The sequence below is a fragment of the Staphylococcus pseudintermedius genome (assembly GCF_001792775.2).
Classification (GTDB): domain Bacteria; phylum Bacillota; class Bacilli; order Staphylococcales; family Staphylococcaceae; genus Staphylococcus; species Staphylococcus pseudintermedius.
Genome location: NZ_MLGE02000003.1, coordinates 89,579 through 114,018, shown reverse-complemented (window position 1 = coordinate 114,018; position 24,440 = coordinate 89,579). Strand labels below are relative to the sequence as shown.

Here is a 24,440-nt window from a genome sequence, read left to right as displayed (position 1 = left end):
ACAGTGAGTCATCGTTATATTCCATTAACTGAAAAAGACGAGCAAGAAATGTTAGAGACGATTGGTGTTAAATCTATTCAAGAACTATACAGTGATGTTCCTGAAGATGTGCTATTAAGCAGAGATTTAAACATTGCAGATGCAGAGCCTGAAACACAATTATTGAAGCGATTAACACGTATTGCAAATAAAAATATTACAAAAGAAACACATACATCATTTTTAGGTGCAGGCGTTTATGACCATTATGCACCAGCTGTTGTAGATGCGATGATTTCTAGATCTGAATTCTACACTGCCTATACACCATATCAACCTGAAATTTCACAAGGGGAATTACAAGCAATTTTTGAATTCCAAACTATGATTTGTGAGTTAACTGCGATGGACGTTGCGAACTCATCTATGTATGACGGTATGACAAGTTTTGCTGAAGCGTGTTTATTAGCGTGGGGTAACACGAAGAAAAATAAGATTGTTGTATCTAAGGGTCTACATTATCAAGCTTTACAAGTGTTAAATACTTATTCAAAAATTCGCGAACAATATGAAGTCGTTACAGTAGATTTAGATGGCACTGTGACAGACTTGAAAAAGTTAGAAGCAGCTATTGATGATGAGACGGCAGCTGTTGCAGTACAGTATCCAAACTTCTATGGCTCAATTGAAGATTTAGAAGCGATTCAAACATTGATTGCTGATAAAAAAGCGCTCTTTATCGTATATGCGAATCCTTTATCTTTAGGTTTATTAACGCCTCCAGGAGAATTCGGCGCAGATATCGTTGTAGGTGATACACAAGTATTCGGAATCCCTACACAATTCGGTGGTCCGCACTGTGGATATTTTGCAACAACGAAAAAATTAATGCGTAAAATTCCTGGCCGTCTTGTAGGTCAAACGACAGATGATGAAGGTAATCGTGGTTTTGTATTAACGTTACAAGCACGTGAACAACATATCCGTCGTGAAACTGCGACATCTAATATTTGTTCAAACCAAGCACTGAATGCATTAGCGTCTTCAATTGCAATGTCAGCGTTAGGTAAACAAGGGCTTCAAGAAATTGCCGTTCAAAACATGGAAAATGCCAACTATGCCAAAAAGGAATTTAAAAATAACGGTTTCACTGTTTTAGACGGCATATCTTATAACGAATTTGTCGTTCGCTTTGATCGTTCAATTGCTGAAGTGAACCGTGCCCTCCTAGATGAAGGTATTATTGGTGGTTTCGACTTAAGTGTAGTTGATGATACGTTTGAAAACCACATGCTCGTTGCTGTAACGGAATTGAGAACAAAAGAAGAAATCGATACATTTGTGCAGAAAGCTGGTGAAATCAATGGTAAGTAAATCTAGTCCATTAATTTTTGAACGTTCTAGAAAAGGTCGCTTTGCATATTCTTTACCGCAAAGAGAAATTGATAACGATGTTACGAATCAACTTCTCGATTCAAAATTCATTCGTAAAAATAAAGCTGAATTTCCTGAAGTATCAGAACTTGATTTAATTCGTCATTACACTGAGCTTTCGAATAAAAACTTTGGCGTTGACTCAGGATTCTATCCATTAGGTTCGTGTACAATGAAATATAATCCTAAAATCAATGAAAAAGTTGCACGTATTCCAGGATTTACTGAAGCACACCCATTACAAGATGAGGATCAAATTCAAGGTGCGTTAGAAATCATTTACAGCTTGCAAGAAGAATTAAAAGAAATTACAGGAATGGATGAAATTTCACTCCAACCTGCAGCGGGCGCACATGGTGAATGGACAGCACTGATGATTTTCAAGGCATATCACCTACAAAATGGCGATGCAGAAAGAGATGAAGTCATTGTACCTGACTCAGCGCATGGTACGAATCCAGCTTCTGCAGCGTTTGCTGGTTTCAAATCTGTCACAGTTAAGTCGAATGAAAAAGGTGAAGTAGATATCGCCCACCTAAAAGAAGTCGTGAGTGATAAAACAGCTGCAATTATGTTAACAAACCCGAATACATTAGGTATTTTTGAAACGAATATTATGGAAATCCGCGATATTGTGCATGAAGCAGGGGGCTTACTATACTACGATGGCGCTAACCTCAATGCAATTATGGATAAAGTACGTCCAGGAGACATGGGATTTGATGCTGTTCACCTTAATTTACACAAAACATTTACAGGGCCTCATGGCGGTGGTGGTCCAGGTTCAGGTCCAATCGGCGTGAAAAAAGAGTTGCGTGATTACTTACCGAAACCACTCGTTGTGAAAAATGGCGACCGTTTTGAGTATGATAATGACATCCCATATTCCATTGGACGTGTGAAACCATTCTACGGCAACTTCGGTATTTATTTACGTGCTTATACGTATATTCGTACAATGGGTTATCAAGGATTGAAAGAAGTGTCTGAAGCGGCTGTGTTAAATGCGAACTACATGAAAGCGCGTTTAAAAGATACGTTCGTTATTCCATTTGATCAATATTGTAAACATGAATTTGTATTAAGTGGTACGAAGCAAAAGAAACTGGGTGTACGTACTTTAGATATGGCGAAACGTTTATTAGACTTTGGCGTTCATCCACCTACAGTTTATTTCCCACTCATTGTTGATGAAGGTATGATGATCGAACCGACAGAAACAGAATCTAAAGAAACGCTAGACTATTTTTGTGATGCCTTAATCCAAATTGCGAAAGAAGCTGAGGAAGATCCAGATAAAGTGTTAGAAGCACCACATACAACAATTATCGATCGTTTGGATGAAACTACAGCAGCACGTAAGCCAATTTTAAAATTTGAGAACTTAAAAGAAGAAAAGTAACTAGATTTTACGACCTGTTTATTGTTTCTAATCGTAAACAGAGGGATGGGACATAAAAATTTTTGATGCCCACCCCTGTTTTTATTTGAACGTGATATTTATTGTGTGATTCAGCGTAAAATGCTAAAATATAGGAATTGCGAACATTTGTTCTAAACCTTAAAAAACGTAGCATCATGGCTATTCTTTCTTTTTAAGCGTAGTATTGTCTACTTTTATCTTTTCGATCTATCCATGCTTTTTCAAAAATTTATAAATGTGATAGAAAGTCAACATACTACGATTCTGATTTAATCAAACACATAAAAAAGAGCTAGATTATCCACATTTTTACTGGATCCACTAGCTCTTTTTACTATTTTTTAGATTTAATCTTGCCCGTCCATTTTTTGTAGCCGCCTTTTAACATGTACAAGTTCGTATATCCTTTTTTCTTAAGTGTACGTGCAGCTCGATAACTTGCGATACCATTTGCATCAACAAGATAGATGGGTTGATCTTTTCTTAATCCTTGGTATCGTTGACGAAACATTGTCATAGGGATATTTCGTGCACCAATAATATGACCATAATCATAGTCTGCCTTTTCTCTAAGATCGATCACTTGTGCTTTTCTAATACCTTCTTGAAATTCTTCTTGGTTTAATTCTGTTACTGATCGCTTATTAATGATAAAGTTCGTTACCATCCAAATGATGACCAATGCTAACACAATTAAAACGATTAATGTCATGTTACTCATCTTGCATCCTCCCTAAAATACCGATATTATTATTATAAGACTGATAGACTAATTTATCAAAATTTTTATGTGTGACATATGTTGGCAATTTTAAATTTTTTGAAACATAACATATGCCCGATGAGATTTCATAGGGAGGCTTTATAGCAAATGACAGAAACTTGGCATTTTATGAATACAGGAAGTCATCATCCATACTACAATATGGCATTGGATGAGGCTTTGTTAAATTTTGTATCAAGAGGAGAAATTGATCCGGTCGTTCGATTCTACACTTGGAATCCACCAACGTTATCAATTGGTTATTTCCAACGACTCTCCAAAGAAATTGACATCGAAAAGGTCAAAGAAAAGGGCTACGGTTTAGTGAGACGCCAAACAGGAGGCCGTGGTGTTTTACATGATAAAGAATTAACTTATAGTGTGATCGTACCAGAAGCTCATCCTGATATGCCTCAAACCGTTACTGAAGCCTATCGTGTGATTTCAGGTGGTTTACTAGAAGGCTTTAAATCATTAGGCTTTGATGCACATTTCGCGGTACCACGTTCAAAAGAAGAGCGAGAGAAGCTCAAACAACCGAGAAGTTCTGTTTGTTTTGATGCACCAAGTTGGTATGAACTCGTTGTTGAAGGTAAAAAAATCGCTGGCAGTGCTCAAACGAGACAAAAGGGCGTGATTTTACAGCACGGTTCGATTCTTCAAAATGTGGATATTGATGACTTGTTCGACATGTTTATTTTCAAAAACGAGAGATTGAAAGCAAAAATGAAAGAAGCCTTTGTCGAAAAAGCAGTGGCCATTAATGATTTATCAAATGAAACAATCACTTTAGCACAAATGGAAGTGGCGTTTAAAGAAGGTTTCAAAAAAGCACTCGATATTGAATTTAAACCGCTAGAATTAACAGTAGCGCAACAAGATGAAGTAAAAGCATTAGAAGAAAAATATCGTTCAGAGGCATTTTTATATCGCAAATAATCATCAGGTTTAATCACTGTAAATTAAAAGGCTGGAAAACGCTCAATGATATGCGCCCAGCCTTATAATATTGTTAACTTCAATTTTTCTCAATAAGTGATTCTTAAACACGCACTTATCGACGTCCTTTGAATTTATTTTTCCAAACACGCTTTTTGTAATCCCGTTGATCTGGCGTTAAAAAGAAAAAGAAATAGACTAAATAGATGATGCCGACAATAATAGCTACTGTAATGATTGATCTAAAAATACTAAAAAGTACTACATCTAAATTGAAAATTAATCCGATTAGTGCGACAAAAATTATTACACCGAATATCATTTTTTGGAAAGTTGTCATGTTAATTACTCCTCTTTATATTATCCTGCATTTGTAGTTTTCACATTGATGTTTGATAAGCTCTGACGTCCTTTTTGAATTTCATTTTTATCTTTCGCTTTATAACCTTTTCGAATCATTGTTAAAGCACTGTTGATTTCTTTTTGTAGTTTTCTAATTTCTTTGTCCTGTGCTTTGATTGATTTATCCTTTTTAACAATCTTTTCATCTTCCGTGGCATCTTGGTAACTTTCCATCGCACTTTCATGATCCTCAATAATTTGATCTAATTGATCCAACACTTTATCCTCTTTTTTGTTTGCTAACACTTTCGAATCAATTTGTTGGTAGGCATTAATCGCATCCGTTACAGAGGCATAATATTGTGATGAAATTTCAAGATAATCTGCTTTTTTCTGATTAGACTTCGCTTGTTTTGTATTCTCTGAGTCTTTTTTCAAAGCGTCCACTTGTTTTTGTTTTTTCGCATTTTCATTTTTAAGTTGCTGATTTTCTAATTTAATTTCATGATTTTTGTCACTTAAATCCGTACTTCTCTTTTCTAGAGGTAACAGGTTTTGACTTCCACAGGCTGACAATAAAAATGCAACACTGATACTCGCACAAATTCTCTTTTTCATATTAAACTCCTAAACACTCAATTGTTTTTCACTACATATGACTACATTTTAAGGTATCATGTAATTAAGTACAAATATAAGGAGGAATTTTTGTATGAAAAATAGACTTCAAAAGATAAGAACTTTATTACAAGACAAACATCTCGATGGTTTAACTGTGTTATCTGACTTTAATCGCCGCTATTTATCAGGGTTTACAGGTACAAGTGGCGCACTCATCATTACACAGGACAAAGCACTACTCATTACTGATTTCCGATATACTGATCAAGCACAACAACAAGCCATTGAGTTTGAGGTCATTTTACAAAAAGGTGATTTGTTCTCCGCATTAACAGAACAATTTAAAACATTAAATTTACAAAATATTGGTTTTGAAGGTCATCTCGTCGCTTATGATTCATTTTTAAAATTAAACCAAGGCCGTCACGATCTCATTTCTATCGGTCAAGCTATTGAAACGATTCGTCAAACGAAAGATGAAGATGAAATTAAAGCGATTCAAAAAGCAGCACAAATTGTGGATGAAGCATATAAATATATTCTCACTGTCGTTAAACCGGGTATGACTGAAAAAGAAGTTAAGGCGCATTTGGAAAGTAAAATGTTGCATTTAGGCGCAGACGACACGTCATTTGATACTATCGTCGCTTCAGGTATTCGAGGTGCGATGCCACACGGTGTAGCTTCCGATAAAGTCATTCAGTCAGGAGAAATGGTCACGTTAGACTTTGGTGCTTACTACAACGGTTATTGTTCAGATATCACACGTACTTTCGCTGTCGGCCAACCTTCTGAAGAAATGGTTAAAATTTACAATATCGTGTTGAAAAGTCAAGAAGCCGCCATTGCAGCGATTCGTCCAGGAATGACAGGTAAAGAAATGGATAGTATTGCGCGAGATATTATTACAGAAGCGGGTTACGGAAAACACTTTGGTCATTCGTTAGGTCACGGTATCGGTTTAGACATTCATGAACTTCCTGGCCTGTCTCAAAAATCAGATGTCGTCTTAGAAAAAAATCATTGTGTGACGATTGAACCTGGTATTTACGTAGAAGGATTAGGTGGTGTTCGTATAGAAGATGATATTTTAATTACAGAAAATGGCGGCGAACGCTTTACTAATTGCACAAAAGACCTTATTATTTTAAAAGAAGAGTGATTCTGAGGAGGAAACTGAATGATTTCTGTAAATGATTTTAAAACAGGCTTAACGATTTCTGTTGATAACGGAATCTGGAAAGTAATAGAATTCCAACATGTTAAACCTGGTAAAGGATCTGCGTTTGTAAGATCAAAATTACGTAATTTAAGAACAGGTGCAATCCAAGAAAAAACTTTCCGTGCAGGCGAAAAAGTTGAGCCTGCGATGATTGAAAACCGCCGTATGCAATATTTGTATGCTGATGGCGACAATCACGTATTCATGGACAACGAAACTTTCGAACAAACAGAACTAAGCACAGATTACTTAGAATACGAATTGAAGTTTTTAAAAGCAAACATGGATGTACATATCCAAACGTACCAAGGCGAAACAATCGGTGTGGAATTACCAAAAACTGTTGAACTTGAAGTAACTGAAACTGAACCTGGGATTAAAGGGGATACAGCGACAGGGGCAACAAAATCAGCAACGGTTGAAACAGGTTACACATTGAATGTGCCGTTATTCGTTAATGAAGGCGATGTGTTAGTCATTAACACAACAGATGGTAGCTACGTATCACGTGGTTAATTTAATTCATATCAGGTGAACGAGATTTTCCTGATAATGTGACCAATAGAATATTATTATTGGACTAATGAGGCTGATGATTGTCTTGTTAGTCCATATTTTATTTTTAAGCTATACATAGCCATAATCAGCGTTGTTTATTCTATCTATTAACATAGCATCGTTGAATATTTCAAAGACGATACGATCAACCAAAGCGAATCGATTGAATCATTTAGTAAGAATGAAAAAGTCACTACTACGCTTTAGATATTATGTATTTTCTTGAATTGCCTTATACACTCAAGTAAAATAGTAGGGTAGAAATAATCAATCATAAGGGAGTAACCAAAATGAATTTTAAAGAGATTAAAGAATTAATTAATATTCTAGACAATTCTAACCTCACTGAAATCAGTATTGAAGATAAAGGTACAACGATCAACTTAAAAAAAGAAAAAGAAATTGTAACTCAACAAATCTCAGCACCTCAGCAAATGGTTGCACCAACTGTAACAGCTGAACCTGTCCAAGTAAACGCTGCATCAGTAGATACACCAACAACAGAGGCTGATACATCACTCAAAACGATTACAGCACCTATGGTCGGTACATTCTATAAATCACCGTCTCCTGAAGAGAGCGCTTATGTTCAAATCGGTGATCAAGTGACACCTGATACAACTGTTTGTATATTAGAAGCCATGAAGTTATTTAATGAAATTCAAGCTGAAGTGGCTGGTGAAATCGTTGAAATTTTAGTTGAAGATGGACAAATGGTTGAGTATGGCCAAGCTTTATTCAAGGTGAAATAATATGAGAAAAATATTAATTGCAAACCGTGGCGAGATTGCAGTGCGCATTATTCGCGCATGTCACGAATTGGGTATCCAAACTGTAGCGATTTATTCTGAAGGCGACAAAGATGCATTACATACTCAATTAGCCGACGAAGCCTACTGTGTGGGGCCCAAGCAATCAAAGGATTCGTACTTGAACATACCGAACATTTTATCTATCGCCACTTCTACGGGATGTGACGGTATTCACCCTGGCTATGGCTTCTTGGCTGAAAATGGTGATTTTGCGGAATTGTGTGAAGCTGTCCAACTGAAGTTTATTGGACCGAGCTATGAATCGATTCAGAAAATGGGGATTAAAGATATTGCAAAAGAAGAAATGAAACGTGCAAATGTCCCTGTTGTTCCTGGTAGTGAGGGACTTGTGCACACGATTGAAGATGCCATCCAAACTGCTAACTCAATTGGTTACCCTGTTATTATAAAAGCAACTGCTGGTGGTGGTGGTAAAGGGATTCGTATCGCACGAAATGAAGAAGAATTAATCAATGGTTATAAAATGACACAACAAGAAGCAGAAACAGCTTTCGGTAATGGTGGCTTATATTTAGAGAAATTTATTGAAAACTTCCGTCATATTGAAATTCAAATTCTTGGTGATGAGCATGGAAACGTGATTCACCTTGGCGAACGTGATTGTACGATTCAACGCCGCATGCAAAAGCTTGTTGAAGAATCACCCTCTCCAATTCTTACTGAAGAGAAAAGAAAAGAGATGGGTGATGCAGCTGTAAGAGCAGCTAAAGCGGTCAATTATTTTAACGCAGGAACTATTGAATTTATATATGATTTAGATGAAGATCAATTTTACTTTATGGAAATGAATACGCGAATTCAAGTCGAGCATCCAGTGACTGAAATGGTGACAGGTGTGGATCTCGTAAAACAACAAATCAAAGTGGCTATGGGAGAAAAATTACCTTATACACAGGATGATATTCAAATTCAAGGTCATGCCATTGAATTTCGTATCAACGCTGAAAATCCTTATAAAAACTTTATGCCTTCACCTGGTAAAGTCGAACAGTATTTAACACCAGGCGGATTTGGTGTACGGATTGATTCAGCTTGTTACACGAACTATGTCATTCCACCATACTATGATTCAATGGTTGCGAAATTGATTGTACATCAACCGACGAGAGAGGAAGCCATTATGTCTGGTTTACGTGCGCTCAGTGAATTTGTCGTACTCGGAATCGATACAACCATTCCTTTCCATATTCGTTTACTAAATCATCCAGTCTTCAATCAAGGTTTCTTTAGCACCAAATTTTTAGAGATTTACGATATTATGAATGAAGATCATTAAATTGAATGGGGGCAACTTATATGGCAAAGCCAATTGAACATTTCAACCCAAATCTTGGAAGTGTTGAAATCGAACCTGAAGTCATTTCTGTTATTGCAAGTATTGCAGTGTCAGAAGTGAAGGGTGTTGAAGGGGTATTTCCGGATTTAAAAAATTCAACTTTGGAACGCTTTGGTCGCAAAAACTTAAGTAAGGGCGTTAAAATCACAACAAAAGACAATGAAATCACTATTGATGTCTATTGTTCTTTAAATTATGGCGTTAAAGTTTCCGAAACAGCGTTAAAAGTTCAAGAATCCATTCATAGTGCATTGCGAACGATGACTGCACTCACACCTCAACAAATCAATGTGCACATTACACATATAGAAATGGCCAAAAATAATCGTGATTAACTGATGAACGGAGAATTAAAATGAGTAGAAAACAAGCAAGAAGTCAAGCCTTTCAAACATTATTCCAACTAGAGATGAAAAATACAGAGTTGACGATTGATGAAGCGATTAGTTTTATAAAAGAAGACTATCCAGATTTAGATTTCGACTTCATTAAATGGCTTGTTTCTGGTGTGAAAGATCATCAACATGTTTTAGACGAAACAATTAGTCCGCATTTGAACGGATGGACGATTGCGCGTTTGTTGAAAACTGATCGTATCATTTTGCGTATGGCGACATTTGAAATGAACCACAGTGATACACCAGAAAAAGTTATTATTAATGAAGCAGTAGAACTGGCAAAACAATTTAGCGATGATGATCATTATAAATTTATCAATGGTGTATTAAGTCACATTAAAAGAAATTGAGTGATGGCATGGAAAAATATTTAACAATCTCTGCATTAACTAAATATATTAAATATAAATTTGATCAAGACCCACATCTTCAAAGTGTCTACATCAAGGGTGAATTGTCGAATTTTAAGCGTCACAGTAGTGGTCATTTATATTTTGCCGTTAAAGATGAAAACAGTGTTATCGCTGCAATGATGTTTAAAACACAGGCAAATCAACTTGATTTCGACCCAAAAGAAGGAGATCAAGTTCTCATTGAAGCACGAGTATCAGTTTATGAACGACGTGGTAACTATCAGATTTACGTTAATCATATGCAACTGGACGGGGTAGGGAATCTTTACCAAAAATTTGAGCAATTAAAAAATAAGCTTATGAAAGAAGGGTATTTTGACCCTGCTCATAAAAAACCTATACCTAAGTATCCTCAAAAAATTGCGATACTTACAGCCAGTACCGGCGCAGCTATTCGAGATATTCAAAACACTTTGAACAATCGTTACCCACTTGCTCAACAAATCAAAATCAGTACACTCGTACAAGGGGCACAAGCAAAAGCGGACATCATCGAAAAATTACAATCTGCGGATCAACTCGGTGCAGATGTGATTATACTTGGACGGGGTGGCGGCTCAATTGAAGATTTGTGGAACTTCAATGAGGAAGATGTTGTTAAAGCTATTTTTTCATGTCAAACACCTGTTATATCTGCTGTTGGACATGAAACAGATACAACACTTAGTGACTTTGTTGCTGATTTACGTGCCGCGACACCGACACAAGCTGCGATGTTAGCGACGCCGGACAAACAAGAGCTCAAACAAGTGTTGTATCAAACGCGTGCGTATTTAAATCGTTATATGAAGCAACATTTAAAACACACATCACAACAACTACAGCAGCTGCAATCGTATTACAAACTTAAGCAACCTGGTTTGTTATATGAACAGCAAATACAAAAACGTGACGAGCTCGATCGCGCCCTTCATCAATCTATGCAATTGCGACTACAACATGAACAACAACGGTTAGCGATGTTGCAACAACGCATTCGCATTAAATATTTTTATGATAACGTACAACGTCAAAAGCAAGCATCTATAGATTTATCATCTCAGTTACATAAACAAATTCAACGTATTTTAACTTCTAAAAAGCAAATCTTTCAACATCAACTGTTATCGCTTGATAATTTGAGTCCTACAAAGACGATGTTACGAGGCTACTCTATAGTTAAAAAAGATGATGAAGTCATTACGAGTAGTCATGACATACATGAAGGTGAACGCATTGAAGTCACTATGAAAGATGGCGCTTTAGATGCAAGAATTGAAAAGGTGAGGTGGCAAAATGACGACCGAAAATAAATCTTTTGAAGAAATGATGAAAGAATTAGAGAATATTGTAAATCAGCTAGATCATGATACGATATCGCTAGAAAAATCTTTAGAATTGTATCAACAAGGCATTGCGCTTTCTAAATCATGTGAAAAAACATTGAGTGATGCTGAGAAGAAAGTAGCAGAATTAATGGATAAAGAGGCAGATGAAAGTAATGAATCAAAATCTGAATGAGTTATTAGAACAATTTAATGGCCACTTGAATCATGCAATTGAAGATTCTCAACTAGGTACTTCTCTTGAACAGAGTATGCGTTATTCTCTAGAAGCTGGTGGGAAAAGAATACGCCCCTTACTCATGCTAGCTACAATTAAAATGTTGGATCATCAAAAGCTTGAGAGTGGTATGCATGTTGCTTTAGCGCTCGAAATGATTCATACATATTCATTGATTCATGATGATTTACCCGCAATGGATGATGATGATTTGCGGCGTGGTAAACCGACGAATCATACGGTCTATGGTGAGTGGCTAGCGATATTGGCTGGAGACGCCTTGTTGACAAAAGCGTTCGAAAAGATTGCGTTGACACCTCATATCGACGCTCAAATTAAAGTTGCACTTATTGAAAAAATAAGTCAAGCAAGTGGACATCAAGGTATGGTAGGCGGTCAAACATTAGACATGCAAAGTGAAAATCAACAAATTTCACTCGAAAAACTCGAAAGCATTCACATTCATAAGACGGGTGCACTGATTCAGTTTGCGATTGAAGCTGCAACAATCATTACATCAATTCGTCAAACAACTGCACAACAATTGATTCAGTTCTCTCAACATTTAGGTGTCATTTTCCAAATTAAAGATGACCTCTTAGATGTGTATGGTAATGAAGCGAAATTAGGCAAACCAGTTGGAAGTGATGTCACTAATCATAAAAGTACGTATGTCACACTTTTAGGTGAGAAGGGTGCTGAACAAGAACTTCAAGCACATATTCAAAAAGCCGAAGCCATTTTAACATCATTATCAACGGAATTTGATACAACAGATTTAAACTATTTGTTAACACTTTTTTACCAACGTCAAAATTAGGTTCTGTCTATCTATGATGTGATTGAAGTGTTATAATCAGTACGAAAGAAAAAATTAAGGGTGATTTCAATGGACGTAAGAAATATACAGAATCCTTCATTCTTAAAAAGTCTTTCTGTTAAAGAGCTTGAAGCATTGAGTCACGATGTGAGACAGTTCTTAATTCAAACGTGTGCTGTCACGGGGGGCCATATTGGTGCAAATTTAGGTGTTGTTGAACTCACAATCGCACTGCATAAGCATTTTAATAGTCCAGAAGATAAAATTATCTGGGATGTCGGTCATCAAAGTTACATTCATAAAATTTTGACAGGCCGCGGTCATCAGTTTGAAACATTAAGACAATATAGAGGATTATGTGGATTTCCAAAATTAAAAGAGTCTGATCATGATGTGTGGGAAGCTGGGCATAGTTCTACCTCATTATCAGCAGCGATGGGCATGGCAAAAGCGAGAGATATTTTAGGCAAAAAGAATCATATCGTTCCAGTTATTGGTGATGGTGCACTGACTGGTGGTATGGCACTTGAAGCTTTAAACAACATCGGCCATGACCGTACAAACATGACAATTATTTTAAACGATAACGAAATGAGTATCGCACCTAATGTTGGCGCGATGCATAACATGCTCGGTCGTATTCGAATGAACCAAGGTTATAACCGACTCAAATTTGATGCTGAATCGATTTTAAGTCGTTTGCCTGGGGGCAGTCGATTACGTGAATCTGCTGATCGTATCAAAGACAGCTTAAAATATTTAGTTGTAGATGGCGCGTTTTTCGAAGAGCTCGGAATTCGTTATATTGGTCCAGTTGATGGCCATAGCTTTGAAGAACTGGAGATTGCCTTGGCTGCAGCAGATTCTATTAACAAACCAGTGTTGATTCATGTTGTAACGAAAAAAGGGAAAGGTTACCATCCAGCTGAAAATGATAAAATTGGCACTTGGCACGGCTTAGGACCATACAAATTAGAAACTGGCGAACAGATTAAAGGCCAAACACAAGGACCTTCATGGAGTCAGTTAATGAGTGATGAAATTCTGTCATATGCGAAAAAGGATCGTCGTGTCGTTGCTATTACACCTGCAATGCCTGTAGGTTCTAAACTTACAAAATTCCAGTCCGAGTTGCCGGAGCAATTTTTTGACGTCGGTATTGCTGAACAACATGCTGTCACGATGGCGGCTGGTTTAGCGATAGAAGGTATGAAACCGTATGTTGCGATCTATTCAACATTTTTACAACGCGCGTATGACCAAGTGTTACATGATGTTGATCGTCAAAACTTAAACGTCATTTTTGGAGTGGACCGCTCTGGCCTTGTTGGTGCAGACGGCGAAACGCATCAAGGTGTGTTTGATGTTGGTTTCTTGACACAATTTCCAAATATGATTGTAACGATGCCTAAAGATGAAAATGAAGCGAAAAATCTCGTTTATACAGCGATGCATCATGCACAAGGGCCAATTGCAATTCGTTATCCACGTGGCAATGGTTTAGGCGTTGAAATCACTGATAAACGTGAGCACTTGCCTATTGGAACATGGGAAGACTTAACTGAAGGTCAAGACGTGGCTCTTATCAGCTATGGACCCACACTCGCGACTTTAGTTGAAGTTGCTAAAACTTTAGCAGAGCAAGGGATTCAAGCACGCGTCATTAATGCACGTTATATCAAACCGATGGACACGACTGTCTTAGGTGACTTAGGTGCCAAAAACACGCCTGTGGTTACAGTTGAGGAAGCGATGCTAAATGGTGGCTTAGGCAGTCAAATCGCAAATTACTTCACCGATCATGGATACACCAATCGTATCAAAAGACTCGGTATTGATGATACGTACATTGAGCACGGAGATGTAGAGCAAATTTTAGAAGATTTAGGGTTAACGCATGACCCGCTCGTTCATACAATTCAACAATTTTTAGACTAACATCCAAACACGAGTAATGTATTACAGTTGCTCGTGTTTTTTAATGACGAAAATGATCACATTTGTTTCATTTCAATTCTATCTTTATTCAATTTTCCTACTCAAAAGGAGAATCATATACATTTTTCGTATATATTGAATCGTTACGCACGCTGTTTTTGAATTTCAAAAGTCAATCGTTATATCAATTGTTTCTTACGATGACGTACATCACTTAAGTAGGTAAATCATAACCGAGTGTGGTAAAATCATTGTATAAATATTCGTTACGAGGTGTCTATTATGCCTAAAAAATCTGTAAGACATATAAAAATTAGAGAAATTATTTCAAACGAACAAATCGAGACACAAGACGAGTTGGTGAAACGTTTAAATGATTACGATATGAACGTCACGCAAGCAACAGTGTCACGAGATATTAAAGAGCTTCAATTAATTAAAGTCCCTGCACCAAGTGGTCAATATATTTATAGTTTGCCTAATGATCGTCGTTATCATCCACTTGAAAAACTAGGACGTTATTTGATGGATTCATTTGTAAAAATCGACAGTGCTAATAATTTACTCGTGCTAAAAACGTTGCCAGGTAATGCACAATCAATTGGTGCGATACTGGATCAAATTGATTGGGAAGAAGTGCTAGGTACGATTTGTGGTGATGATACGTGCTTAATTATTTGTCGCGATAACCCTTCAGCTGATGAAATTAAAGAAAGAATTTTCAATATGTTATAAGGATGGATGTCAGATGTTACAAAGCCTCTCCATTAAACAATTTGCTATTATCGATACATTAGATATTCAGTTTTCAGATGGCCTCACTGTGCTTAGTGGTGAAACTGGTGCGGGTAAATCAATCATTATTGATGCCATTGGACAACTGATTGGTATGCGTGCTTCCTCTGAATTTGTACGACATGGTGAAAAGAAAGCAATTATTGAAGGCATTTTTGATATTGATGATGCGACAGATGCGATACGTCAACTTGAAACGTTAGGAATTGATATTAATGAAGACTTTTTAATTGTTAAACGAGAAATTTTTAGTTCTGGTAAAAGTATCTGTAGAATTAACAACCAAACTGTGACGTTACAAGATTTAAGACAAGTCATGCAATCTTTACTTGACATCCATGGTCAACATGAAACACAATCTTTATTAAAACAAAAGTATCACGTTGAACTACTTGATCGTTATGCTGACGGTGAATATATTAAAGAACTTCAGCAATATGCCCAATCTTATGAACAACATCAAGAAAAGATAAAAGAGCTTGAAGCACTAGAGTCTGCAGATCAAGCTTTATTACAACGCCTAGATTTAATGAAGTTCCAATATGATGAATTAAAAGAAGCGCAATTAAAAGAAGGCGAAATCGAACAATTAGAAATCGATATTAAACGTATTCAGAACTCCGAAAACTTAAGTTTAGCATTGAACGCTGCTTATGTGACTTTAACGGATGAACATGCGATTACAGATCGCCTTTATACTTTAAGCTCAGAATTACAAAATGTGAATCAAATTTTACCTGAAACGTTTGAAAAGCTAAAAGAAGAAGTTGATCAATTTTATTACACGTTAGAAGATGCTAAACATCAAATCTATGAAGAAATCAACCAAACTGAATTTGATGAACAATATTTAAATGAACTCGAATCACGAATGAACTTGTTGAACAATTTAAAACGCAAATACGGCAAAGATATTTCAGATTTGATGATTTATCAAGAAAAAATCGCTGATGAAATTAATAAAATCGAAAATTATGAAGAAAGTACCTCGAAACTACGTGAAGAAATCCAACAATTATCGCAACAAGTTCAGGAAGATGGGGAAAAGTTAACAAAAGCGCGTAGAATAGTAGCAAGACAGTTGCGCGATCGTATTGTCAATGAAATCCAATACTTACAAATGAAGGATGCGAATTTAGAAATTTCGTTTAAACCTTATGAAACACCGCAAAAAGATGGTTTAGAACGCATTGAATTTTTAATTAGCCCAAATAAAGGTGAGCCATTAAAAAGTTTGAACAAAATTGCAAGTGGCGGTGAACTGTCACGAATTATGCTCGCACTGAAAAGTATTTTTGTACGCGCACACGGGCAAACTGCGATATTATTTGATGAAGTGGATTCCGGTGTTTCTGGACAAGCGGCACAAAAGATGGCTGAAAAAATGAAAGACATTGCTTCAGTTATTCAAGTCATCTGTATTTCTCACCTACCACAAGTTGCGTCAATGAGTGATCATCATTTGTACATTTCAAAACATGAGAAAGATGACCGCACCACTACAACTGTACGCGAACTTACAGGTGATGCACGGATAGATGAAATTGCACGCATGATTTCTGGTGCAACTGTTACCGAATTGACAAGACAAAATGCGAAAGAAATGATTGAACAAAACCAAAAGCACAAAGGATGATGAAAGTTGAATTTTACAGACTTGCTTAAAGAACCTCAAGCTCTAACAGGGACAATAGCGATTGTTAATGCAACGGATGAACCACTTATTAGAGTCATCATTGAAGTTTTAAAGCAAACCGAAGCTGACTTCAAACTTTATAATAATCAAGATGTAGCTGAAATTATTCGTTCATTTGAGTTGTCGGCCGACTTTTTAAAGCGTATCCATATTCAAACTTTTGATACAGAAGAGGCTGCAATTGAAGGTTGCTTAAATGATTTGCATCATGGCAAAGCACAAATTTTGATGAAAGGGCAAATTTCAACTGCTAAAATCTTATCTGCGGTATTAAAACGTAACGCACAAGGTACAAAACCTTTTTTAAACCATGTGGCGTTATGTGAAATCCCGTCGTATCACAAACTGCTTATGATTTCAGACGTTGCGCTCAATATTGCGCCAACAGAAGAAGAGATGAAAGCCATTATTCAAAATTTGGTTGATTTTTCAAAAAGGCTACAATATCAACAACTTCACATTGCATTATTGTCATCCGTTGAAAAGGTCAGCCCTAAAATACCATCTACCGTTCAAGCTGAGCGTTTAAGTGAATATTATCAATCACATCCTATTGAACCGCATGTGCATGTTGAAGGTCCATTTGCGTTAGATAATGCGATTGATAAAAAGAGTGCGATTCAAAAAGGTATCCATTCAAAAGTTGCAGGGAATGCAGATGTTCTTATAGTTCCAGGATTAGATGCAGGCAATGTATTATATAAATCACTCACATATTTTGGTCGTGCAAAAGTTGCGAGTCTTATTCTCGGCGCACATTTTCCAATCGTTCTTACATCAAGAGCGGACAGTATTGAAAATAAAATCAACTCTATTTTAGTCGCATTAAAAGTCGGTTAACCTTGTAAACAAAATATGGGACCGGGATATTGAGTTTTCCCAGTCTCTATCTATATTATGGACGCAAATCCATTAATGATGATAAAAAAGTCAAAAAATGTGGATGAATTGGATATTATTGTTTGTCCTCATTCTATCAACTTGCCTTAAGTTGTTGCATTTGATGTAAGTTTGACCAAAAGGCTAAGACGCTTAAGAGATTGCGTGTATACTGCTAGCGTTCACTTCTTTACTTTAATAGTGGTTACTGTTTATCACAGTAGCTGTCTGCCTTCTCAAGGCGCATGTTTTTCAGATGTCGAGTCAGCCATCCGGGTCAGTGCGACGAAATCTTTATGACACATGAGATTTCTGTACTGCTCCCATAATCCACTAACACCTCAACAAATGTAACAGTTTAATCAAGCGTTAGTGAGTTGAAGGGCAAACCCATAGGAACACCAAGACATGAAGGCAATCAAAAACACAATTCGTAAAGAGAGCAAGTTAAACTATAATATTGCGACTATAGCATCTGAAGTTTTGTTCTCCATCTCCATACATTTTTGATTTGTTTTTGAAAGAAGGGATTGTATGACAACAACACTCGTATTAAATTTAGGGAGTACCTCTAGTAAATATGCAATATATGAAAATGATGAATGTAAAGTAAATGAAAATATCAGCCACACTGAAGCTATTTTAAAGCAACCCTTAATTGATCAAGAGTCATTGAGACAACAATTGATTGAAGATGAAATCGAATCACAGGGGTATCAGTTGAATCAAATTGATACCATTGCCTGTCGTGGCGGTCTACTCAAACCACTTGAAGGCGGTACATATTCAGTAAACGAAGCAATGTATGACGACTTAAAAAGCTTTAAGTATGGCGCCCATGCTTCTAATTTAAGCGCCATGATTGGTTATCAACTTGGCCAAAAATACCATATCCCAGTTTTTACGACTGATCCGGTTGTCGTAGATGAATTGATCGATGAAGTACGCCATACTGGAGTGCCGTCCATTCAACGTCGAAGTATCTTTCATGCATTAAATCAAAAAGCGATGGCTCGTCGTTATGCCGCACTAGTCAATCGTGCTTATGAAAATATGAATGTGATTGTGATACATATGGGAGGGGGCATCAGCATTGGTGCGCATGAAAAAGGGCGTGTCATTGACGTGAATGAAGCATTATATGGGGAAGGTCCAATGGCAATGGATCGTTCTGGCAGCATACCAAATGATTTACTAGTCCAATACATGGAGAAGCATCAGTTATCCGCTGATGAAATCAAGGTGCAGTTAAGTCGTGAGTCTGGACTTAAAGCATATTTTCAGACATCTGATTTAAGAGAAATTATGGCCAAGTATGAGCAAGATGAAAATGTGAAGTTAATTATCGACACAATGGTGATTCAAATCGCCAAAGTGATTGGAGAACGTGCTGTCGTTTTAAAAGGACACGTCGATCAAATTATTTTTACAGGCGGTATGAGCCATAGTGTTCAATTAATGGATCAGCTTGCGAAGTATATAGAGTGGATTGCTCCAATTTCAGTTTTCCCAGGAGAGCATGAACTTATCACGCTTGCAGAACGTGCACAATTAGCATTGAATCAGCAAATTAAAATTGAGATATATCAATAGGAGAAAACATATGACAAAAGAAAAATACGATATCGTTATCCTTGGCGGGGGTATTGCGGGATATTCTGCTGCAATCCGCGCGAGTCAACTTGGAAAATCTGTTGCTATAGTTGAAAAATCAAAAATGGGTGGAACATGTTTGCATCAAGGCTGTATTCCAACAAAATCTTTTCTCAAATCAGCAGAGGTCTTTCAATACGTACAACATGCCGATGACTTTGGTGTGACTGCTGAACCACCGACGTTTAATTTCTCAAAAGTGATGGAACGTAAAAATCGCATCGTCGACACAATGTATCAAGGACTACAAGGGTTAATGAAACGTCACAAAATTGATGTATTTCATGGCGTTGGTCGCCTAATGGGTGCTTCAATTTTTACACCTCAAAGTGGCACAGTTTCTGTAGAGTATGAAGACGGAACATCTGAACTATTACCGAATGACTATGTATTAATTGCAACAGGATCCAAACCTATGGCACTGCCGTTTTTACCGTTTGATCAACAACAAATATATAGTAGTAATGATATGATGACGCTTGAAGCTTTACCACAATCCATCACGATTATTGGCGGCGGTGTTATCGGATTAGAATTTGCATCTTTCTTTAGTAGTGTAGGTGTCACGGTACATATTATCGAAGCTGGTCCACGTATTTTACCAACAGAAAATGCACAAATCAGTCAATTAATTCAAAAACAATTGGAAGAGCAAGGTGTCAATTTCCATATCAATACGGTGCTCAAAGGAGACGACATCCAACAAAGCGACGAGGAAGTGACCTTCAATCTTGAAAAACCATTCTCCACTGAAAAAGTACTCGTTGCTATTGGTCGACAAGTGAATACAGCGGATTTAGGTTTAGACAATACGAAAGTTGTATTGAATGACAAGCAAATGATCGAAACGAACGAATATATGCAAACGGCTGATACACATATTTATGCTGCTGGAGATGTAATCGGCCATTTACAACTTGCACATGTCGGAGCTAGAGAAGGTGTGATTGCCGTTGAACATATGTTTAATGAAAATCCACTACCCGTTGATTATGATTTGATGCCAAGATGTGTTTATACATCACCCGAAATTGCGTCAATCGGTGTTAATCAAGAAACAGCAAAACAACGCGGTCTTAAATTTGAAGTCGTGAAAGCACCGTTTAAAGCGAATGGTAAAGCAACGATTACTACTTCATCAACTTCTGAAGGCTTTGCTGAACTATTGTTTGATCAAGCATCTGGTAGTTTGATCGGTGCATCTTTAATTGGTCCTCATGTTACAGAGCTTATCAACGAATTAAGTGTTTTACAATTTATGAATGGTTCTGCACTTGAATTAGGACTTTCAACACACGCACATCCGTCCATTTCAGAATTACTCATGGAATTAGGATTAAAATCTAATCATCAATCTATTCACATATAGATAAGAAGGAGGAAAATAGATATGAAAGATTATCAAAGTGTTGGCCTTGAAATTGAAGATTTAAAAAACATGTACCGTGCTATGGATTTAGGCCGTAAGTTAGATGAAAGAATGTGGCTCTTAAATCGTGCTGGGAAAATTCCATTCGTCATCAGTTGTCAAGGTCAAGAAGCCACACAAATCGGAACGGCTTATGCTTTACAAAAAGGAGACATTACATCGCCTTATTATCGTGATTTAGCATTAGTTACTTATTTAGGTATGACACCTTTAGAAACGATGTTATCCGCTTTTGGTAAACGTGATGACATCAGTTCTGGAGGTAAACAAATGCCATCTCACTTCAGTAAAAAAGAAGTCGGCATTATGTCACAAGGGTCTTCAGTGGCTACACAAATCCTCCATGCAGTCGGTGCAGCATTAACATTTAAGATGGATGGCAAATCTCAAATCGCATTAACGACACTAGGTGAGGGGAGTTCAAACCAAGGTGATTTTCATGAAGGGTTGAATTTTGCAGGCGTCCATAACTTACCATTTATTTGCTTAATTGAAAATAATAAATATGCGATTTCTGTATCTAAAGAATTCCAATATGGTGCAAAATATTTATCAGATCGTGCGAAAGGATATGGCATGTTCGGTGAGACGATTGACGGTAATGACCCAATTGCTGTCTATGGTGCTATTAAAAAAGCTCGCGAACGTGCAGTAAATGGTGAAGGTGCCTCATTAATCGAAGCCATGTGTACAAGATTAACAGCACACTCTTCAGATGATGATGACCGTTACCGCACAGTTGAAGAAAAAAATGCGGATAAAGAAAATGATTGTAACCTTAAATTCAAACAATATTTAATCGATCAGTCATTAGTTGATGAAACGTGGTTTGAGTCGATTGAAAAAGAAAATCAACAGTGGGTTCATCAAGCGACTAAAGAAGCTGAGGCCGCACCATACCCAGATCCATCTGAAACATACTTACATGTCTACGAAGAAGGAGGACGTCAACATGGCTAAAATTTCATATCTTGAAGCTATTAGACAAGCACTTGATGTCGCGCTAGAAAAAGATGCGCAAACGATGATTCTTGGTGAAGATGTAGGTAAAAAAGGTGGCGTTTTTGGGGTGACAGCTGGATTACAAGAAAAATATGGCGTTTATCGTGTATTAGATACACCACTTGCTGAATCCAACATTGTCGGTTCTGCTATTGGTGCAGCGATGATGGGGAAACGTCCTATTGCTGAAATACAATTTGCGGAATATATTTTACCGGCGACTAACCAAATTATGAGTGAAGCTGCTAAAATGCGCTATCGTTCTAACAATGATTGGCAGGCACCATTAACGATTCGCGCACCATTCGGCGGTGGTATTCATGGCGCACTTTATCATTCACAAAGTATCGAAAGTGTATTTACGTCTACTCCAGGCTTAACTGTTGTCATTCCATCCACACCTTATGATGCAAAAGGCTTACTTTTAGCGTCAATTGCATCAAATGACCCTGTGCTTTTCTTTGAGCATAAAAAGGCATATCGCTTACTAAAAGAAGAAGTTCCAGAAGGATATTACACTGTGCCGCTTGGTAAAGCTGATGTCAAACGACAAGGTAGCGATATCACAGTATTTTCATACGGTCTAGCAGTGAACTATTGTCTTCAAGCAGCAGATTTATTAAAAGGTGAAGCTATCGACGTCGAAGTGGTTGATTTGCGTACTGTCTATCCGCTCGATCAACAAACGATTATTGAATGCGCGAAAAAGACAGGTAAATGTTTGTTAGTCACAGAAGACAATAAAGAAGGTAGCGTCATGTCAGAAGTTGCCGCGATTATTGCTGAAAATTGTTTATTTGATTTAGATGCACCCGTAATGCGATTGGCGGGTCCAGATGTGCCAGCGATGCCATTTTCACCACCGTTAGAAGATGAATTTATGATTAACCCGGATAAAATTAAAAATAAAATGCGTGAATTAGCACAATTTTAAGGAGGTGCACTCATGGAAATCAAAATGCCTAAACTCGGGGAAAGTGTGCATGAAGGTACAATTGAACAGTGGCTCGTTCAAGAAGGGGACCGTGTTGAAGAATATGACCCATTGTGTGAAGTGATTACGGATAAAGTGACAGCTGAAGTGCCCTCATCATACGCAGGAACGATTAAAAAAATTATTGCTGCTGCTGGTGACACAGTTGAAGTCGGTTCTGTCATATGCGAAATGGAAGTGGAAGGTGATACTGACGAAACAACTGAAAATGTAGCTCCAGAAGCTGATGCGACAACTACAGAACAAACAAATGTGCCGCCAGCACCACCTTCAACAGAAAATCAATCTAAAAATAATGGCCGTTTTTCACCTGTTGTATTTAGATTGGCTTCCGAAAACAATATTGATTTATCAACAGTAACAGGGACAGGATTTGAAGGCCGTGTCACTAAAAAAGATATTGAACGTGCGATTGAACAAGGTACTACTACACCAAAAGAAAATGCTGTACCTCAAGAGACAGTAGAGCGCATTGCACCAACGTCACCTGTAGCCAAGCAAAATCACCATACATTAACAACAAGCGATCGTGATAGCGTGATTCCTGTCAATGGCGTGCGCCGTCAAATTGCGAACAAAATGGTTCAAAGTGTTCATGAAATTCCACATGCTTGGATGGCTGTAGAAGTGGATGCTACAGAATTAACAAAAACTCGCGCGCATTACAAAAATCAATTTAAAGCGCAAGAAGGATATAATTTAACATTCTTTGCATTTTTCATTAAAGCTGTAGCAGAAGCGCTTAAAAAATATCCATTACTTAACAGCACATGGCAAGAAGATGAGATTGTTGTACATTCTGACATCAATATTTCAATCGCTGTTGCGCATGAAAATAAATTGTTTGTTCCAGTCATTCGTCATGCCGATGAAAAATCTATTAAAGGCATTGCTCGAGAAATTCACGAACTCGCACAAAAAGCACGACAAAATCAACTTTCGTATGAAGATATGCAAGGCGGTACTTTCACTGTAAATAATACGGGGACTTTTGGTTCGGTACATTCTATGGGCATCATTAATCATCCGCAAGCAGCCATTTTACAAGTTGAATCTATTGTTAAAAGACCAGTTGTCATTGATGACATGATTGCGATTCGTTCTATGGTGAACCTATGTTTATCACTCGATCACCGTATTTTAGATGGTTTACAAGCCGGCCAATTTTTAAATGAAGTGAAACAACGTATTGAAGCGTTTACCGTTGAACATACACAAGTTTATTAATTTGTATGAAAAAAGTTGGATAATAATCTATGAATAAGGGAGTGGCTGGGATGTTTTCCTAGCCTTTTCTAATGGTTTGGCGTGCTTCGGTAAATTAAAATCGTCACGGAAACTACGGTCCAAATCCTAGTTTTTCTAGGCAGATGTTGCCGAATGATTGCAGTTGTGCATGACCTTTAGTAAAATGTAATTAATTGAAATACT

24 protein-coding genes are annotated in these 24,440 nt (G+C 37.2%); 21 read left to right on the top strand and 3 right to left on the bottom strand.

What is annotated here, in order from left to right; genetic code table 11:
- Positions 1–3 precede the first annotated feature (3 nt).
- Both gcvPA and gcvPB read left to right on the top strand, forming a co-directional pair.
- The gene (gcvPA, locus tag BJK46_RS03370) at positions 4–1,353 is read left to right on the top strand and encodes an aminomethyl-transferring glycine dehydrogenase subunit GcvPA (protein ID WP_014613828.1); all 1,350 of its coding nucleotides are present in this window, start codon (positions 4–6) and stop codon (positions 1,351–1,353) included.
- The gene (gene gcvPB, locus BJK46_RS03365; protein WP_014613829.1) at positions 1,343–2,815 is read left to right on the top strand and encodes an aminomethyl-transferring glycine dehydrogenase subunit GcvPB; all 1,473 of its coding nucleotides are present in this window, start codon (positions 1,343–1,345) and stop codon (positions 2,813–2,815) included. The genes gcvPA and gcvPB overlap by 11 nt, the downstream gene beginning before the upstream one ends.
- 355 nt (positions 2,816–3,170) lie before the next feature.
- On the opposite strand, the gene BJK46_RS03360 is transcribed toward gcvPB, so the two are convergent.
- On the bottom strand, positions 3,171–3,548 hold the full coding sequence (locus BJK46_RS03360; RefSeq protein ID WP_370498505.1) for a rhodanese-like domain-containing protein: 378 nt from the start codon (positions 3,546–3,548) through the stop codon (positions 3,171–3,173).
- Between the two features lie 159 nt (positions 3,549–3,707).
- Here BJK46_RS03360 and BJK46_RS03355 point away from each other — a divergent pair, with 159 nt between their 5' ends.
- On the top strand, positions 3,708–4,538 hold the full coding sequence (locus tag BJK46_RS03355; protein ID WP_103263542.1) for a lipoate--protein ligase family protein: 831 nt from the start codon (positions 3,708–3,710) through the stop codon (positions 4,536–4,538).
- Positions 4,539–4,653: 115 nt separating this feature from the next.
- Here BJK46_RS03355 and BJK46_RS03350 read toward each other — a convergent pair whose 3' ends face one another.
- A complete protein-coding gene (locus BJK46_RS03350) occupies positions 4,654–4,878 on the bottom strand; it encodes an SA1362 family protein (RefSeq protein ID WP_014613832.1) in 225 nt (74 codons plus the stop codon).
- Positions 4,879–4,898: 20 nt separating this feature from the next.
- Positions 4,899–5,498: a coiled-coil domain-containing 22 family protein gene (locus BJK46_RS03345; protein ID WP_014613833.1), complete on the bottom strand. Its 600-nt coding sequence runs from the start codon at positions 5,496–5,498 to the stop codon at positions 4,899–4,901.
- Positions 5,499–5,592: 94 nt separating this feature from the next.
- Here BJK46_RS03345 and BJK46_RS03340 point away from each other — a divergent pair, with 94 nt between their 5' ends.
- The 18 genes from BJK46_RS03340 to BJK46_RS03255 all read left to right on the top strand — a co-directional run bounded on the left by BJK46_RS03340 (position 5,593) and on the right by BJK46_RS03255 (position 24,236).
- Positions 5,593–6,663: a M24 family metallopeptidase gene (locus BJK46_RS03340; protein ID WP_096535711.1), complete on the top strand. Its 1,071-nt coding sequence runs from the start codon at positions 5,593–5,595 to the stop codon at positions 6,661–6,663.
- Between the two features lie 18 nt (positions 6,664–6,681).
- Positions 6,682–7,239, top strand: coding sequence for an elongation factor P (efp, locus tag BJK46_RS03335; RefSeq protein ID WP_014613835.1), 558 nt, complete (start codon positions 6,682–6,684; stop codon positions 7,237–7,239).
- A gap of 332 nt (positions 7,240–7,571) precedes the next feature.
- Positions 7,572–8,033: an acetyl-CoA carboxylase biotin carboxyl carrier protein gene (gene accB / locus BJK46_RS03330; protein ID WP_037542948.1), complete on the top strand. Its 462-nt coding sequence runs from the start codon at positions 7,572–7,574 to the stop codon at positions 8,031–8,033.
- A gap of 1 nt (position 8,034) precedes the next feature.
- Positions 8,035–9,390 carry an acetyl-CoA carboxylase biotin carboxylase subunit gene (gene accC, locus BJK46_RS03325; RefSeq protein WP_014613837.1) on the top strand — a complete coding sequence of 452 codons (1,356 nt, stop codon included), beginning with the start codon at positions 8,035–8,037 and terminating at the stop codon, positions 9,388–9,390.
- A 20-nt stretch (positions 9,391–9,410) separates the two neighbouring features.
- Complete coding sequence (locus tag BJK46_RS03320) at positions 9,411–9,785, top strand: Asp23/Gls24 family envelope stress response protein (protein WP_014613838.1); 375 nt, start codon at positions 9,411–9,413, stop codon at positions 9,783–9,785.
- A 20-nt stretch (positions 9,786–9,805) separates the two neighbouring features.
- Positions 9,806–10,198 carry a transcription antitermination factor NusB gene (gene nusB, locus BJK46_RS03315; protein ID WP_014613839.1) on the top strand — a complete coding sequence of 131 codons (393 nt, stop codon included), beginning with the start codon at positions 9,806–9,808 and terminating at the stop codon, positions 10,196–10,198.
- A gap of 8 nt (positions 10,199–10,206) precedes the next feature.
- Positions 10,207–11,553, top strand: a complete 1,347-nt coding sequence (gene xseA, locus BJK46_RS03310; RefSeq protein WP_014613840.1) for an exodeoxyribonuclease VII large subunit — start codon at positions 10,207–10,209, stop codon at positions 11,551–11,553.
- Positions 11,537–11,761, top strand: a complete 225-nt coding sequence (locus BJK46_RS03305; protein ID WP_014613841.1) for an exodeoxyribonuclease VII small subunit — start codon at positions 11,537–11,539, stop codon at positions 11,759–11,761. Before xseA ends, BJK46_RS03305 begins: the two co-directional genes overlap by 17 nt.
- Complete coding sequence (locus BJK46_RS03300; RefSeq protein WP_041613228.1) at positions 11,742–12,623, top strand: polyprenyl synthetase family protein; 882 nt, start codon at positions 11,742–11,744, stop codon at positions 12,621–12,623. The genes BJK46_RS03305 and BJK46_RS03300 overlap by 20 nt, the downstream gene beginning before the upstream one ends.
- 69 nt (positions 12,624–12,692) lie before the next feature.
- Complete coding sequence (gene dxs / locus BJK46_RS03295) at positions 12,693–14,561, top strand: 1-deoxy-D-xylulose-5-phosphate synthase (RefSeq protein ID WP_103263543.1); 1,869 nt, start codon at positions 12,693–12,695, stop codon at positions 14,559–14,561.
- 282 nt (positions 14,562–14,843) lie between these two features.
- The gene (gene ahrC / locus BJK46_RS03290; protein WP_014613844.1) at positions 14,844–15,296 is read left to right on the top strand and encodes a transcriptional regulator AhrC/ArgR; all 453 of its coding nucleotides are present in this window, start codon (positions 14,844–14,846) and stop codon (positions 15,294–15,296) included.
- A 13-nt stretch (positions 15,297–15,309) separates the two neighbouring features.
- The gene (gene recN, locus BJK46_RS03285; protein WP_103263544.1) at positions 15,310–16,992 is read left to right on the top strand and encodes a DNA repair protein RecN; all 1,683 of its coding nucleotides are present in this window, start codon (positions 15,310–15,312) and stop codon (positions 16,990–16,992) included.
- A gap of 6 nt (positions 16,993–16,998) precedes the next feature.
- Positions 16,999–17,892, top strand: a complete 894-nt coding sequence (locus tag BJK46_RS03280) for a phosphate acyltransferase (protein ID WP_037542962.1) — start codon at positions 16,999–17,001, stop codon at positions 17,890–17,892.
- Positions 17,893–18,465: 573 nt separating this feature from the next.
- Complete coding sequence (gene buk, locus BJK46_RS03275; protein ID WP_103263545.1) at positions 18,466–19,524, top strand: butyrate kinase; 1,059 nt, start codon at positions 18,466–18,468, stop codon at positions 19,522–19,524.
- A 10-nt stretch (positions 19,525–19,534) separates the two neighbouring features.
- Positions 19,535–20,953, top strand: coding sequence for a dihydrolipoyl dehydrogenase (lpdA, locus tag BJK46_RS03270; RefSeq protein ID WP_103263546.1), 1,419 nt, complete (start codon positions 19,535–19,537; stop codon positions 20,951–20,953).
- A gap of 21 nt (positions 20,954–20,974) precedes the next feature.
- Positions 20,975–21,973 carry a thiamine pyrophosphate-dependent dehydrogenase E1 component subunit alpha gene (locus BJK46_RS03265; protein WP_014613849.1) on the top strand — a complete coding sequence of 333 codons (999 nt, stop codon included), beginning with the start codon at positions 20,975–20,977 and terminating at the stop codon, positions 21,971–21,973.
- Positions 21,966–22,949: an alpha-ketoacid dehydrogenase subunit beta gene (locus BJK46_RS03260; RefSeq protein ID WP_014613850.1), complete on the top strand. Its 984-nt coding sequence runs from the start codon at positions 21,966–21,968 to the stop codon at positions 22,947–22,949. Before BJK46_RS03265 ends, BJK46_RS03260 begins: the two co-directional genes overlap by 8 nt.
- Positions 22,950–22,961: 12 nt before the next feature.
- Complete coding sequence (locus tag BJK46_RS03255; protein ID WP_103263547.1) at positions 22,962–24,236, top strand: dihydrolipoamide acetyltransferase family protein; 1,275 nt, start codon at positions 22,962–22,964, stop codon at positions 24,234–24,236.
- Positions 24,237–24,440: the final 204 nt, after the last annotated feature.

What these genes read in the sequence shown, in the direction of transcription:
- BJK46_RS03360 (WP_370498505.1), bottom strand. Translation starts at nt 3,548, where the DNA reads ATGACATTAATCGTTTTAATTGTGTTAGCATTGGTCATCATTTGGATG.
- BJK46_RS03265 (WP_014613849.1), top strand. Translation starts at nt 20,975, where the DNA reads ATGAAAGATTATCAAAGTGTTGGCCTTGAAATTGAAGATTTAAAAAAC.
- BJK46_RS03345 (WP_014613833.1), bottom strand. Translation starts at nt 5,498, where the DNA reads ATGAAAAAGAGAATTTGTGCGAGTATCAGTGTTGCATTTTTATTGTCA.
- BJK46_RS03300 (WP_041613228.1), top strand. Translation starts at nt 11,742, where the DNA reads ATGAATCAAAATCTGAATGAGTTATTAGAACAATTTAATGGCCACTTG.
- BJK46_RS03305 (WP_014613841.1), top strand. Translation starts at nt 11,537, where the DNA reads ATGACGACCGAAAATAAATCTTTTGAAGAAATGATGAAAGAATTAGAG.
- BJK46_RS03350 (WP_014613832.1), bottom strand. Translation starts at nt 4,878, where the DNA reads ATGACAACTTTCCAAAAAATGATATTCGGTGTAATAATTTTTGTCGCA.
- dxs (WP_103263543.1), top strand. Translation starts at nt 12,693, where the DNA reads ATGGACGTAAGAAATATACAGAATCCTTCATTCTTAAAAAGTCTTTCT.
- accB (WP_037542948.1), top strand. Translation starts at nt 7,572, where the DNA reads ATGAATTTTAAAGAGATTAAAGAATTAATTAATATTCTAGACAATTCT.
- nusB (WP_014613839.1), top strand. Translation starts at nt 9,806, where the DNA reads ATGAGTAGAAAACAAGCAAGAAGTCAAGCCTTTCAAACATTATTCCAA.
- accC (WP_014613837.1), top strand. Translation starts at nt 8,035, where the DNA reads ATGAGAAAAATATTAATTGCAAACCGTGGCGAGATTGCAGTGCGCATT.
- gcvPB (WP_014613829.1), top strand. Translation starts at nt 1,343, where the DNA reads ATGGTAAGTAAATCTAGTCCATTAATTTTTGAACGTTCTAGAAAAGGT.
- lpdA (WP_103263546.1), top strand. Translation starts at nt 19,535, where the DNA reads ATGACAAAAGAAAAATACGATATCGTTATCCTTGGCGGGGGTATTGCG.
- BJK46_RS03355 (WP_103263542.1), top strand. Translation starts at nt 3,708, where the DNA reads ATGACAGAAACTTGGCATTTTATGAATACAGGAAGTCATCATCCATAC.
- BJK46_RS03320 (WP_014613838.1), top strand. Translation starts at nt 9,411, where the DNA reads ATGGCAAAGCCAATTGAACATTTCAACCCAAATCTTGGAAGTGTTGAA.
- buk (WP_103263545.1), top strand. Translation starts at nt 18,466, where the DNA reads ATGACAACAACACTCGTATTAAATTTAGGGAGTACCTCTAGTAAATAT.
- ahrC (WP_014613844.1), top strand. Translation starts at nt 14,844, where the DNA reads ATGCCTAAAAAATCTGTAAGACATATAAAAATTAGAGAAATTATTTCA.
- xseA (WP_014613840.1), top strand. Translation starts at nt 10,207, where the DNA reads ATGGAAAAATATTTAACAATCTCTGCATTAACTAAATATATTAAATAT.
- recN (WP_103263544.1), top strand. Translation starts at nt 15,310, where the DNA reads ATGTTACAAAGCCTCTCCATTAAACAATTTGCTATTATCGATACATTA.
- BJK46_RS03260 (WP_014613850.1), top strand. Translation starts at nt 21,966, where the DNA reads ATGGCTAAAATTTCATATCTTGAAGCTATTAGACAAGCACTTGATGTC.
- BJK46_RS03340 (WP_096535711.1), top strand. Translation starts at nt 5,593, where the DNA reads ATGAAAAATAGACTTCAAAAGATAAGAACTTTATTACAAGACAAACAT.
- BJK46_RS03255 (WP_103263547.1), top strand. Translation starts at nt 22,962, where the DNA reads ATGGAAATCAAAATGCCTAAACTCGGGGAAAGTGTGCATGAAGGTACA.
- efp (WP_014613835.1), top strand. Translation starts at nt 6,682, where the DNA reads ATGATTTCTGTAAATGATTTTAAAACAGGCTTAACGATTTCTGTTGAT.